This is a genomic window from Vibrio toranzoniae (genome assembly GCF_024347655.1).
Lineage (GTDB): Bacteria > Pseudomonadota > Gammaproteobacteria > Enterobacterales > Vibrionaceae > Vibrio > Vibrio toranzoniae.
In genome coordinates this window covers 839,202-851,417 of record NZ_AP025515.1, presented here as the reverse complement: position 1 = coordinate 851,417, position 12,216 = coordinate 839,202, and the positions used below count along the sequence as shown (strand labels likewise).

13 protein-coding genes are annotated in these 12,216 nt (G+C 41.7%); 10 read left to right on the top strand and 3 right to left on the bottom strand.

Annotation, left to right across the window (positions count from 1 at the left end; translation table 11 throughout):
* Positions 1 to 75: 75 nt before the first annotated feature.
* The 4 genes from phhA (at position 76) to OCU50_RS18225 (ending at position 2,466) form a co-directional block, all read left to right on the top strand.
* A complete protein-coding gene (phhA, locus tag OCU50_RS18240) occupies positions 76 to 870 on the top strand; it encodes a phenylalanine 4-monooxygenase (RefSeq protein WP_060469118.1) in 795 nt (264 codons plus the stop codon).
* On the top strand, positions 860 to 1,198 hold the full coding sequence (locus OCU50_RS18235) for a 4a-hydroxytetrahydrobiopterin dehydratase (RefSeq protein WP_060469117.1): 339 nt from the start codon (positions 860 to 862) through the stop codon (positions 1,196 to 1,198). Before phhA ends, OCU50_RS18235 begins: the two co-directional genes overlap by 11 nt.
* 245 nt (positions 1,199 to 1,443) lie before the next feature.
* A complete protein-coding gene (locus OCU50_RS18230) occupies positions 1,444 to 1,653 on the top strand; it encodes a DUF3283 family protein (protein ID WP_046222971.1) in 210 nt (69 codons plus the stop codon).
* A 96-nt stretch (positions 1,654 to 1,749) separates the two neighbouring features.
* Positions 1,750 to 2,466, top strand: coding sequence for a YebC/PmpR family DNA-binding transcriptional regulator (locus OCU50_RS18225; RefSeq protein ID WP_017057670.1), 717 nt, complete (start codon positions 1,750 to 1,752; stop codon positions 2,464 to 2,466).
* 126 nt (positions 2,467 to 2,592) lie between these two features.
* Here the strand turns inward: OCU50_RS18225 and OCU50_RS18220 are convergent, their stop codons facing one another.
* Positions 2,593 to 2,850: a DUF2798 domain-containing protein gene (locus OCU50_RS18220; protein ID WP_060469116.1), complete on the bottom strand. Its 258-nt coding sequence runs from the start codon at positions 2,848 to 2,850 to the stop codon at positions 2,593 to 2,595.
* Positions 2,851 to 2,933: 83 nt separating this feature from the next.
* On the opposite strand from OCU50_RS18220, the gene OCU50_RS18215 reads away from it, so the two are divergent.
* The 5 genes from OCU50_RS18215 (at position 2,934) to OCU50_RS18195 (ending at position 8,797) form a co-directional block, all read left to right on the top strand.
* Positions 2,934 to 3,854 (top strand): LysR family transcriptional regulator, encoded by a 921-nt coding sequence (locus OCU50_RS18215; protein WP_060469409.1) that lies wholly within the window; start codon positions 2,934 to 2,936, stop codon positions 3,852 to 3,854.
* Positions 3,851 to 4,726 carry an NAD(P)-dependent oxidoreductase gene (locus OCU50_RS18210; protein ID WP_060469115.1) on the top strand — a complete coding sequence of 292 codons (876 nt, stop codon included), beginning with the start codon at positions 3,851 to 3,853 and terminating at the stop codon, positions 4,724 to 4,726. The genes OCU50_RS18215 and OCU50_RS18210 overlap by 4 nt, the downstream gene beginning before the upstream one ends.
* 311 nt (positions 4,727 to 5,037) lie before the next feature.
* Positions 5,038 to 6,558: a M20 family peptidase gene (locus OCU50_RS18205; protein ID WP_060469114.1), complete on the top strand. Its 1,521-nt coding sequence runs from the start codon at positions 5,038 to 5,040 to the stop codon at positions 6,556 to 6,558.
* Between the two features lie 93 nt (positions 6,559 to 6,651).
* A complete protein-coding gene (locus OCU50_RS18200; RefSeq protein ID WP_060469113.1) occupies positions 6,652 to 7,260 on the top strand; it encodes a DUF3299 domain-containing protein in 609 nt (202 codons plus the stop codon).
* 253 nt (positions 7,261 to 7,513) lie between these two features.
* Positions 7,514 to 8,797 (top strand): serine hydrolase domain-containing protein, encoded by a 1,284-nt coding sequence (locus tag OCU50_RS18195; RefSeq protein WP_060469112.1) that lies wholly within the window; start codon positions 7,514 to 7,516, stop codon positions 8,795 to 8,797.
* A gap of 323 nt (positions 8,798 to 9,120) precedes the next feature.
* Here OCU50_RS18195 and OCU50_RS18190 read toward each other — a convergent pair whose 3' ends face one another.
* Positions 9,121 to 9,870, bottom strand: coding sequence for a hypothetical protein (locus OCU50_RS18190; RefSeq protein WP_060469111.1), 750 nt, complete (start codon positions 9,868 to 9,870; stop codon positions 9,121 to 9,123).
* Positions 9,871 to 10,187: 317 nt separating this feature from the next.
* Here OCU50_RS18190 and OCU50_RS18185 point away from each other — a divergent pair, with 317 nt between their 5' ends.
* Complete coding sequence (locus OCU50_RS18185) at positions 10,188 to 11,087, top strand: LysR family transcriptional regulator (protein ID WP_060469110.1); 900 nt, start codon at positions 10,188 to 10,190, stop codon at positions 11,085 to 11,087.
* A 200-nt stretch (positions 11,088 to 11,287) separates the two neighbouring features.
* Here OCU50_RS18185 and OCU50_RS18180 read toward each other — a convergent pair whose 3' ends face one another.
* Positions 11,288 to 12,055, bottom strand: coding sequence for an EAL domain-containing protein (locus tag OCU50_RS18180; RefSeq protein WP_060469109.1), 768 nt, complete (start codon positions 12,053 to 12,055; stop codon positions 11,288 to 11,290).
* Positions 12,056 to 12,216 lie beyond the last annotated feature (161 nt).

Here is a 12,216-nt window from a genome sequence, read left to right as displayed (position 1 = left end):
AGAAAAATAGTGAAGATTGGCGCTTACAAAGAGTGGAGATAGGCTTAAAGGGAGACATTCGTTAGGAGGTGTGTAATGACTCAATATCATTCTAAGCCCGTGAGCCAAGAGGGATGGGTTGAGTGGAGCCTCGAAGAAGACGCCATTTGGCACGACTTGGTGAAAAGGCAACTGGACGTAATTAGTGACCGCGCTTGCGATGCTTATTTGCACGGTTTGACCTTGCTTGATCTACCGTTAGATAGGGTCCCTCAACTCCCAGAGATAAATAAAGTGCTAAAAGAAACAACAGGTTGGCAGGTTCAGCCTGTTCCTGCATTGATCGATTTCGACCGTTTCTTTGATTTACTCGCGAATAAGAAGTTCCCCGTTGCGACATTTCTGAGAACGCGAGACGAGTTTGATTATTTACAAGAACCTGATTTCTTCCATGAAATTTTTGGCCATTGTGCAATGTTGACTAATACTGATTTCGCGGCTTTCACTGAACATTATGGAAAACTAGGCCAAGCGGCGACATCCAAGCAGCGCGCCTATCTTGCCCGCTTGTATTGGTTTACGGTCGAGTTTGGTTTAGTCAAAGAAGGGCACAAGCTGAAAATCTATGGCGGTGGCATTCTTTCCTCTCCGGCAGAAACCATTTACGCGTTGGAAGGGGACTTGGCCGTTCGTGAGCGGTTCGATCTACAAACCGTTTTAAGAACCCCTTATCGCATCGACATTATGCAGCCGAAATATTATGTGATCGAAGAGCTATCTGAGTTATTCGAAATCAGTCAGAAAAACCTATTACAGCAAGCAGATCTCGCGATTGATGCGGGGTTACTACCACCACTTTTTGAACCCAAGGAACCAACACATGTTGAATGAACAAAAATGCGAAGCCTGCAGTATCGACGCGATTGCCCTAAGTAAAGATGAGCAACAATCTTTACTGTTTGAGTTGTCTGATTGGCAGATCATGGAAAGAGACGGCATCCCGCAGCTTGAGAAGGTGTTTAAGTTTAAGAACTACAAACAAGCCTGGGCATTCAGCAACAAAGTGTCAGAGTTGGCAGAAGAAGAATTCCATCATCCTTCGATTTTATTGGAGTGGGGCAAAGTCACCGTAACTTGGTGGAGCCACTCAATCAAAGGACTACATAAGAATGATTTCATCTGCGCCTCACGCTGCGATGTGTTCGCGGTGAGTGATTAGTTTTGTAGATTTGGGGTTACTCTCTTGCAGCCTTTGTGATGTGATTACCTCATGATTCGGCTCATTAGGTGAGCCAAATACTCACTACTTTCTCATCAAGCTACTTCTCTCAAAGTAGCTTGATGTGCATCAGCGACTTGCTGCTTTCTCGCCCTACACCCCCCACTATTGCTCATAGTATTGGTTTTATGAGCCTGCTCTATGATATATTTCTCGGCCAAGTGTATTACAGACGAAGGCTAATAATGTCTATCAACCTTTCACTCCTTCCACCCAGTGAGAAAAATAAAATCGAACTGGATAAGCAAGCATCGTTTCTTGTATGGAAACTGAAGCAAGCGAAATGTGGCCCTGAAGCCATTGTTGAAGAAGCAATGAAGCTAAGTGACCCTGATGAAAAGGTGTGGTTTGAGCAGTCTGTAGAAAAATACAAACGGGTAATGGGTGTCGCATAAACGCAGATAAACCTTGCCCAGCAATGCTGTAGAATTGAAATGACACAGTAATTTGCTAGAATTTTCACCGTTAATTGAATCAGAGAGAAGATCCCGATGGGAAGAAGTTTTGAAGTGCGCAAGGCCTCAATGGCGAAAACTGCAGGCGCAAAAATTAAAGTTTATTCTAAATACGGTAAAGAGATTTACGTACTGGCTAAGAACGGTAGCTCTGACCCAGACATGAACCTACCTCTTAAGCACCTGATTGCTAAAGCGAAGAAAGACCAAGTACCCGCTCACGTTATCGACAAAGCGATCGATAAAGCAAACGGCGGCGGCGGTGAAGACTTCCAACCTGCTCGTTACGAAGGCTTTGGCCCTGGTGGCACAAGCGTAATCGTTGACTGTCTAACTGACAACGGCAACCGTACGTTCCAAGACGTTCGCCAATGTTTCGTTAAGACTGGCGCGAAAATCGGTGTTGAAGGTACTGTTTCTCACATGTTCGCTCACCAAGCTGTATTCCAGTTCAAAGGCGAAGATGACGAGATCATCCTAGAAACGCTAATGATGGAAGACGTAGACGTGACTGATGTTGAGCTAGAAGACGGTGTTATCACTGTATTTGCTCCAACGACTGAGTTCTTCAAAACGAAGACGGCACTAAACACTGCGTTCCCAGAGCTAACGCTAGACGTTGAAGAAATCACTTTCGTTCCTCAAACGACTACGCCAGTAGCTGAAGAAGATTCTGAGAAGTTCCAGAAGTTCTTAGACATGCTTGACGACTGTGATGATGTTCAGCAGGTTTACCACAACGCTGAGCTGTAATCTTTACAGTAAGAACAGTTATTAAAAAACCGAGCCTAGTGCTCGGTTTTTTTATGTCGGTAACAATGATTAATTACCTTGATCATTGTTCCGGTGGTTCTATAAATAACTTTGTAGTTCATGGCGTTATTCATCGCATAAACTTACTTTGGCTATCGTTTTTGATCTCGGGCGACATAGCCACTCGGCGAGCTTTCTGACTTGTGGTAACAAGGTTAGGCTCAGTGTGAGTGCACACGGCCAAGCAACCAAAAAGCTGTCTAACCAAATTGGTGGCCATGCTTGGCTGAAGCCCATCTTATAACCCGATATGATCCCCGACATCATGACAGCCATGACCAGTGAAGACAGTATCGCGGTGACCCAGTGAAGCTTGTTGTTCATTCGCTCTCCTTAGTGATTTTATTATTGGAATGTATTAAGGTTACTCCTATCCATAAATGAGAAAAATAGGCACATATAGAAGTATGAGTTCCATATTTGGAAATATTGATGATCTATTCCTGTTTTGTACTGTGGTAGAAGAGGGGTCGTTGTTATCGGCATCTAAGCGACTTCAGTTGCCTGTGTCGACCATGTCGCGCCGGTTAACCGCCTTGGAAGAGCGCCTGAGCATCCGTCTTTTGGAAAAGAAAGGACGGGAGCTGGTGGCCACTAAAGATGGAGAGGTGGCCTTCTCAGCGCTGAGCAGTGGCATGGAATCTCTGCATCAAGGCTTTAGCTGCTTGCTTGAAGAGCGTGATGCAATCCAAGGTAAGATAAAGCTCGCGGTGCCTCATGCCTTTTATAGTGGATTTCTTCGTCCGACTGTCGAGCAATACCTCACTCAGTATCCGAACGTGCAGCTCAATCTTATTCTGAGTCAGCAGCAAGTGGTCCCTGAAACTGATCGCGATCTGTTGATCACATTTCAAATATCTGACATGGACGGAATGATTGCGCGACAATTGTTTAAGGCCAAGCACGGTTTTTTTGCGAGTCCAGAATATTTGGATTCCCACGAGGCTATTAAAAAGCCGGGTGATCTAGAACAACAATCGTGGATTAGTGTGGATGAAGTTTTTGACATGCCGCTGTACAAATCCGACCGCTTAGAGCAAATGGTGACGATTAAACCTAAGTTTATTGTTAATGACATTCATGCAGTGGCAGCTGCAGCGCAAAAGGGATTGGGTGTCGCCTCATTACCTTTTCGTCATGTTTCCCCGGAAATGAACCTGATTCAAGTGCTCCCCGAGTATCATCGGGGTGATCGCCAAGCGTATTTAGTGTACAAAGAAAGAAAATATCAGCCGAAGGCATTGACCTTGCTCATCGACGCTTTGATTGAATGTTTTCAATCAGTTCATAGTGATGAGTTCAGTCAAATGAAAAGGAGAAAGAAATGAAAGTAAGTTTTATCGGGCTAGGTGTCATGGGTTTCCCAATGGCGGCCCACCTAGTCAAAGCCGGTTTTGAGGTGACGGTATTTAACCGCACTCATAGCAAAGCATTAGACTGGGCTGATAAACACCAAGGTAAAGCGGCAGAATCTGTTGCTGAGTGTGTCGTAGAAGCTGACGTTGTATTGGTTTGTGTAGGTAACGATGACGACGTGCGCAGCATGACAACCAGCGAAACAGGCGCACTGGCGGCAATGAAGCCAAACGCGATTCTTGTCGACCACACCACAACGTCAGCGGTCCTGTCTGAAGAGCTTGAAGTAGCTGCGAAGAAAGCAGGTGTTCGCTTTATGGATGCACCAGTGTCTGGTGGCCAAGCGGGCGCAGAAAATGGCGTGTTAACCATCATGTGTGGTGGTGAGCAAGCGCTATTCAACGACCTTCAACCTGTATTTGAAGCTTACGGTAAATCGTCAGTTCTGATGGGTAAAGTCGGCCAAGGCCAACGCGCGAAAATGGTTAACCAGATCTGCATCGCGGGTGTATTGAACGGCTTATCTGAAGGTTTAGTGCTTGCTGAAAAATCAGGTTTGGATATCCCAACTCTGGTTGATTGCCTTAAAAACGGTGCAGCAGGTTCATGGCAGATGGAAAACCGCGCTACCACAATGACGCAAGATAAATTCGATTTCGGCTTCGCCATTGATTGGATGATCAAAGACTTAGGTTTTTGTTTAGATGAAGCAGATCGCCAAGGTATCCAACTGCCGTTGACGGAAAAGACTAACAACGCATACAAGGCACTGTCTGCTGAAGGACAAGGCCGTATGGATACCTCAGTTTTGATGAAAGCCGTGGTTGAAGAGACGAAGAAGTAGAAAGTCGAAGTAATAGAAGCTTCGCTTAGATAACTAAAATAGTCGCTGATTAGCGGCTATTTTTTTGCCTAAGATAACTTAGAAATACAAAGAAGCGTTTGTTCTGAAACTCACCGTCGAACAAAATCTTGTTGCAAATCTCATATCACAAGATGAGCTTGGATCATTTCCGAGACTGTAAAAACTGTTCCCGACGTCTTCTGATGGGTGTAGTCCATCGCTAGAGATTGGTTTGGTCTGTATTGTTGGTTAATAATTACCGCATAAACCAAAACACAGATTTACTTTTCATCTAATTAAGGCTTCAAATCATGACAAAACCATCAAAACTCTTTACCAGTATCGCTTCTGCTTTGGCATTGACCGCTAGTGTTTCAGTATGGGCTGATGAGCAAGACTTTAGTTCGATGCAAATGCAAGGTGTCGAAAAAGTCGACATTCAAGTTGATATAGAAGGCGCTGCGCAACGTTTATCGCAAGCGGTTCAGTTTCAAACTATCTCTAACCAAGACCGCAGTGATTTTGATGAGCAGGCTTTTCGTGACTACCACCAGTTTCTTGAAGAATCGTACCCATTAGTGCACAAAACGCTTAAGCGAGAAGAAGTCGGTGACCCGCGTCCTTTCAGCTTAATTTACACTTGGGAAGGTAAAGATCCATCACTTGCTCCCGCTATCTTTATGGCGCACCAAGATGTTGTACCAATTGCGGAAGAGTCTCGCGATGAGTGGAAAGAAGAGCCCTTTTCAGGAGTGATTAAAGACGGTTATATCTGGGGACGCGGCTCTTTAGATGATAAAAACCAACTTCAGGCACTTTTAGAAGCTACTGAAATGAAGCTAAAAGAAGGCTTCCAACCTGAACGTACCATTTTGTTTGTTTTTGGTCACGATGAAGAAGTAGGTGGGCCTGAAGGCGCGAAGCACGCTGCTGATATCATTGAACAACGTTATGAAAAAATCGCGTTTGTTATGGACGAATCTGCTCCATTGGTCCCTGGAATATTCCCTGGCATTCGTGAAAATACAGCATTAATCGGTATTGCCCAAAAAGGCTTCGTTAGTCTTGAGATTGCTATCAATGGTGTTGGTGGTCACTCATCACAACCGGGCGAAGAATCGAATATTGTCGCGTTAGCAAAAGCAGTTGAGAAAGTTGAAGCAGCGCAATTCCCTTACAAAATTCATGATGCGGTGAGATATCAATACCGTTACATGGGTCCAGAGCTTCCAGAAGCGCAACAACCTCTGTACAAAGCCGTAGCTTATGGTGAAAACGATACAGTGACAGATTTAGAGGAAAAGTTTATTGACGTCATGTCTAAAAATCAGGTTACTCGCGCCATGCTTCACACTACAACGGCAGTAACTATGTTTAATGCCGGCATTAAAGATAACGTGTTACCGCCAGCAGCCACCGCTGTTGTTAACTTTAGACCAATGCCGGGTGACACTCCTGAGGTGATTATTGAACATGTGAAGAAAGCGATAGGCGATGAAAGAATGACCATTCGTGATATATCAGCATCAACGCCTGCAACGAATGTTGCGGATCCAAGTGGCCCAGGCTACTCCATGTTAGAGAAGACCATTCGTCAAACTTGGGGTAATGATCTGATTGTCTCACCGTTCTTTGTTATTGGTGGTTCAGACTCTAAGCACTTCCAAGCCCGAGATTTTGCCCCTGATGTATATACAATGACGGCGATACAATTAGAAAGCGTAAAAGAATTCGAAGGCTTTCACGGCGTGAACGAACGTATCTTAGTTGAAGAATACGGCCGCTCTATTGGGTTCTTCTACCAACTAATGGATAACCTCGAAAATCTGTAATTCAAATATTATTGAATGATATAAACGAGACAATGGCTAAGATTTTCTTAGCCATTTGTTTATTGGCTCTTATTCTTATTAGAAAATATTGACATGAAAAATACATTATTAATGGTTATGGCTTGCTGTTTTAGTTTGTTCACACAAGCGGCTGAAACGATATCTTGGGAGTCATTAAGACCTGTGCAGAATCAGTATCAGGTTCTTTCTCCTGGGAATAAGGCACTACTTTCTGAGATTTACGCCTACGAGGCTGTTCAAAAAACTCGTCAGTTAAGTCCAATGGAAAAAGATGGATACAATCAACGCGTGGTATTGGCTGAAAAGTTTGGCTTAAACGTACGTGAGCTGCTTGTACAAAGAACACAACAAACGAACGATATTGTTCCCGACCTTAGTATTAACGATATGAAATTAGCCGGGTTTTTAGTCCCGCTCGAAATGGAAGGCTTAATAGGAACGCAGTTCATTTTAGTGCCAACTGCAGGGGCTTGCATTCACACACCTCCCCCACCTGTAAACCAAACGATTTTGGTCGAATTTCCCGAAGGCCATGAATTGCAAAGTTTATACACACCAGTATGGGTGACAGGGAACATTAAAACAGGGGCGGTTGATACGTCAGTTGCACTTTCTGATGGCAATCAAGATATTCAAACTGGATACGTCATTGATGCGTCGGATATTGAGCTTTATCACTAAATCTGATCAACTAATTTAGAATATAAAGGGTGACTAACGGGGAAATAGTAAGGTTCAGTCGACTCACTATGTGCCGTCTAACTCACTTCTTTTCATGCTCCCCACTTTGATCTTTGATGGAAGCAATCCATCGGAGGCGATGAGGCGTTATTCCGTTTTCCTTATACCGTGTCTGTATTTATACAGGCAACTGGCTCGCAGCTTTTGCATTCAGTTCGCCCTACAGCACTTATATACCCATAGGAAAACCAATATGAAAAACCTAATCGCTATATCCATAGTAACGGCTCTATCTGCAAGCTCAGCGTTTGCCAATGAGAGCGTTAATGAATTATCTACAAATACAGATGTTTACAACACTCATGACTTTTTCTTGAAAAAAGGCAATCGAGTTAAACTTCAGTTTCCTATCGAGCAATCCAAGTTTGCTTGGCAGAACCTAAGTCGTTTCTACCCTACCGCTCAAATTGAACGTGATGGACCTGTTTATCAATTCCCATATCAAATTGATCAAAATATTGGTGAAATATCAGCGGCTGTACACGGTGAGAGTAAAACTCTAAATGAACACCTAGATTCCTACCCTGTCGATGCTTTTCTTGTTGTTAAGAGTGGAGAGGTTGTCTTTGAGCGTTACAACACGATGCGAAAAACAGACAAGCATAATTGGTTTTCAAATTCAAAAATCACAGTAGGTATCGAGCTGGCTAAATTGGTCAACGAGGGTAAAGTTAACCCGAGTGATCCTATTTCTAAATACATTCCTGAATTAAAGGGATCTGACTGGGATACCGTATCCGTTTCTGATACTGCAAATATGGCGACAGGCTTGAACGCAACAGAGCACGATGAGCCAGAGGCTGACTCACGTATAAATCCAGAACAACCTTGGTTTAAATGGGCGGTTTCCATTGGTGTGTTTGAAGGTGAAGGCAACCAAAGCCCACTTGAAGTGCTGGCTGAAATGAAGCGAAGAGCACCGGGCGGAAAAACATTCGAATACAATTCAATTAATACGTTTGTTCTAGCACGACTTATTGAGAACGTTCGTAACTTACCCATGAATGAGATTGTCAGTCGTGATATGTGGCAGAAGATGGGGGCCAATAATGACGCTTATACTGTTGTTTCTCCACAAGGGGGATACCCTTTAATGTTTTTCTCAATGAATACCACAATTGAAGATATGACTAAATTCGGTATGTTACTTACTCCGTCAGCCACAAAGTTGGGCAATGGTGGTGTTAGCAAAGAAGTCATTACGTTAATTCAAGACTCTGGTAAACCAGAAGCTTACGGTGGTGGTTATGTGGGTAAGATGATGGAAAACTCTTTCTACAACGACACAAACATCAAGAATGGTTATCAATTTGATGCAATCTTTGAGGACGGCGATTTATTCAAGGCAGGTGTTGGCGGTCAAGGTATGTATATTTCACCAGAAAAAGATTTAGTTATATCTTTCTTTTCAACCAGTGACGGTAAAAACCAAGAAGAAACTTATGCTCGTGAGATTGCTAAATATTTTAGCCGCTAATTATGCACGGTGATTGCCACCTAATGTGGTTAATCATTGATAGGTTTGGACATTGAATAAGTTTTATTTTTTTGTAACGCCAGTCGCCTGACTGGCGTTTTTTTGTTTGCTGAGCTTGGTTATTGATTCCCTGTGAGTGCGTGATTAAGTATCACTATATCTTTACATTTACAGAGCGATCCATTATCGCTTGTGGTAAGGCCGAACTGAGTAGTAAATCGTGGCTATTTTAATAAAGAAGAGTGAGAGGGTGTAAGGAAAACAAAACTAAAAAAGGCGAATCTCTCGATTCACCTTTTAACGTATTATGGTTTTTGGTCGCTTTAGAAGAATACTTTGTATTGGAACCAAACCACGGTGTCGTCAATGTCTAGTTTTTGATTGGTTGATTCCATGCTTCCATAAGTATTCTCAACCTTGACTTGTCCCCAACGTGTTTTGTCTGCCGAAAAAGGAGTTGCTGCGAGTAGGGTGGTTTTAACAGTACTCGTTTCAATATCACCATCCATGTACGTAAATTCTGGGTAGGCTGCAAAGTAAGTACCATCGGCGCCCGGCTTCCAAACTGCATAAGCAGCAGCCATACCACCTACGATGCTATTGTCTTTCACACCGAAGGCACTAGTTGTACTGTCTGAATATTCACCGCCCATCACTGCTGCGCGGCCAAAAAAGGTCAGGGAGTCTATTGGAGTTCTAAAAATAGCAATACCACCGACTGCAGCTGTAGTAAAGCTTGCATTATCAATGATATCTAATGATGCGGCTACACGAGGTGTCATGGCATTATTTACATTGAACACATGGAAGTATTGAGCTCGGCTGTCTTTATATTTACCTTCATTATCCATTGAGCCTTCCAATGTGACCATAGACATCTGCCCATTGTCATAAGTATATGATAGAGCGCCCGATAGCTTTAGATCACCTATGTTGTTGGTTGCCACATACATATTAGTACTAGCGCGAGTCATATCGGACGGGTCAACTTTTTGAGTGTCATCAGCAAATGCTGAAATAGAAATGGTAGCAAGTAAAGCCGTAGACAAAGCGGTCATTTTGAGTGTAGTCATGGGGAGTTCCTGAATTATTTAAGTTAAGTTGCTGAAGCAATGACGCAACTTTACATAAGGTTTTTAGACTCATTAACTCGCTAGCGATGGGCTTAAACCATCATTGTCATCCAAACAGCGTCGGGAAAGGGGGGGGAGAGCGGTTTCTCGTGGTAAAAAATATATTAGTAAAGTGTATTTTGGAAGATATCTAGAATTGAAGTTAGAGCATGTTGATAGAAGTGTGTTGTTTGATAAGAAAAACAGACGCTGTATTGGTTAATATAGATTCTGGTGGTAGGATTTATTATCGAATATGAGGGCTCGCAGGGCATAACATGAACTTTAGTCTTGAACAATTAAATACTTTCGTTGCGGTATATGAACAACAAGCTTTTAGTAAAGCGGCGATAAAATTAAACAAGCATCGAACAACGGTTGCACAAGTCATCACGAGTTTAGAAGACCAGTTAGCGATCACCTTATTCGATAGGTTGAGCCGCAGTGTCGAACCCACTGAAGATGCAGTACTCCTTTATCATTACGCAAAGCAAATACTAGAGCAGGCAAAAACGCTTGATAGATTTGCATTGAGTCTTTCATTTGGCGGGTTAGAGTCGGTGACGATTGCTTATGCGAGCTTTTTACCTCATCACGTTGTTTCTAAAATTCGTCGACAGCTTTATGAAGATTTCCCATCCATGAGCGTTAATTTTTTGGTCAGAACGAAACCAGAAATAAAAGCAGGAATTGAAGACGGAAGTATTCATTTTGGGATTGTGAACATATATGAAAGCAAAGTGATTAATAGTATTGATTTTACTTTTTTGGGGAATATGCCTTTTGTTCCGTTTGCTCATGCAGAAAGTGAACTATCTGCTAAGCCAACAAACGAGACACTCTCAACGATGAAATCTTTACGCCAGTTTGTATTGAAATCTATGGTCGACGATAACATGACGGAGAAGGCTGTTGTTTCTTCGAAACATGAATATGTTGATCAACTAGCTGTCATTGTTAAGCTTGTCCAAGATAATTTTGGCTGGGCTCTTTTACCTAAGTCTATCATTGAGTCTGAATATGAGACTGAAAACTTGGTAGAGGTAAAATGTGACGAGATCAAACAAGAAATAATGATTCCCATATCCCTTTGGTGTCCACATTCAAAACAGATTGCTCAGGTAAAAAAATCGATCATCAAAGTTGCGGATTATTACATAAATAAATCAGTATACTGAAAAACGGACATTTTATTGAGATGAGTTCATAAGGCAATAGAAGTACTTATCTTGATGAGCTAACTATTATGAACTCGTTTAGGAAATTTTTAAATATAAAATTCCGTAGGTTAATATTACATACCGCGGAGCGGAACTGAGCAAACTTTTAGCATTCTTACTTGAATGACTTGTTATATTTACCGAATATATACACTAAATTAAAATTTACTGAAATCTACATTTGGCAGACTTTCAAAGCCTGGTTTAGCAAATAAATACCCTTGCATTAATTCAATGCCAAAATCTCGCAAGCAGGTGAATTCTTCTTTAGTTTCAACACCCTCAGCTAAAGGGGTTGTTTTTAAATCACGAAATATATTTAAGCAGTTTTTTACTATTGATTGGCGAGCGTGATCTTTATCAATATTGCGAATGAGTTCCATATCAAACTTTACTATACTGGTCTGAAATTCAGCTAACAATCCTAAGCCAGCGTAACCAGAGCCAAAATCATCAATTGCTGTCTTAAATCCTAATTTACTGTAATACTCAACTATACTTTCAATTAAATTAACATCTTCAATTTTTTCAACTTCTGTAAACTCAAACATTATTTTATCAATTGGAAAGTTATATTTATTGGCCGCATCTAATGTTGTTCGAATACAACGTTCGGGTTTGTATATAGCATTTGGTAGAAAGTTAATACTAAGTATTGAATCCATTTTTAATTCGGATGCAAGTGCTATCGCCTTAACTCGACATAGTTGATCAAACAAATAACGATTATCATCATTTACTTTAGATATTATTGAAAATGCTGATTCATTGTTTAAACCTCGAACCAAAGCTTCATACCCATAAATTTTATTCGTTTTGCAGTTGATAATTGGCTGAAAAGCCATTGTGAAGTCGAAGTCAAGTTTACTTTTATCAGAACAATTATCACATGACAATCTGTCATAAATTATAGGTTCTTCTTTCATTTCTATATCCTTAACAAATATAACGCTAAATTAAGAGTAAATATAACATTTTAGTATCGAGCGAGCACGAGTTAATACATTCAGCATATCTCAAGTATTCTACCTAACCAACTGAAAAAAATGCATATAATGCAATATGGGAGTCAATCGCCCTCTGGCTC

Excerpts from the sequence above, each read along its gene's own strand:
- OCU50_RS18190 (WP_060469111.1), bottom strand. The coding sequence starts at position 9,870 with ATGACTACACTCAAAATGACCGCTTTGTCTACGGCTTTACTTGCTACC.
- OCU50_RS18195 (WP_060469112.1), top strand. The coding sequence starts at position 7,514 with ATGAAAAACCTAATCGCTATATCCATAGTAACGGCTCTATCTGCAAGC.
- OCU50_RS18235 (WP_060469117.1), top strand. The coding sequence starts at position 860 with ATGTTGAATGAACAAAAATGCGAAGCCTGCAGTATCGACGCGATTGCC.
- OCU50_RS18185 (WP_060469110.1), top strand. The coding sequence starts at position 10,188 with ATGAACTTTAGTCTTGAACAATTAAATACTTTCGTTGCGGTATATGAA.
- OCU50_RS18230 (WP_046222971.1), top strand. The coding sequence starts at position 1,444 with ATGTCTATCAACCTTTCACTCCTTCCACCCAGTGAGAAAAATAAAATC.
- phhA (WP_060469118.1), top strand. The coding sequence starts at position 76 with ATGACTCAATATCATTCTAAGCCCGTGAGCCAAGAGGGATGGGTTGAG.
- OCU50_RS18205 (WP_060469114.1), top strand. The coding sequence starts at position 5,038 with ATGACAAAACCATCAAAACTCTTTACCAGTATCGCTTCTGCTTTGGCA.
- OCU50_RS18210 (WP_060469115.1), top strand. The coding sequence starts at position 3,851 with ATGAAAGTAAGTTTTATCGGGCTAGGTGTCATGGGTTTCCCAATGGCG.
- OCU50_RS18215 (WP_060469409.1), top strand. The coding sequence starts at position 2,934 with ATGAGTTCCATATTTGGAAATATTGATGATCTATTCCTGTTTTGTACT.
- OCU50_RS18225 (WP_017057670.1), top strand. The coding sequence starts at position 1,750 with ATGGGAAGAAGTTTTGAAGTGCGCAAGGCCTCAATGGCGAAAACTGCA.
- OCU50_RS18200 (WP_060469113.1), top strand. The coding sequence starts at position 6,652 with ATGAAAAATACATTATTAATGGTTATGGCTTGCTGTTTTAGTTTGTTC.
- OCU50_RS18180 (WP_060469109.1), bottom strand. The coding sequence starts at position 12,055 with ATGAAAGAAGAACCTATAATTTATGACAGATTGTCATGTGATAATTGT.
- OCU50_RS18220 (WP_060469116.1), bottom strand. The coding sequence starts at position 2,850 with ATGAACAACAAGCTTCACTGGGTCACCGCGATACTGTCTTCACTGGTC.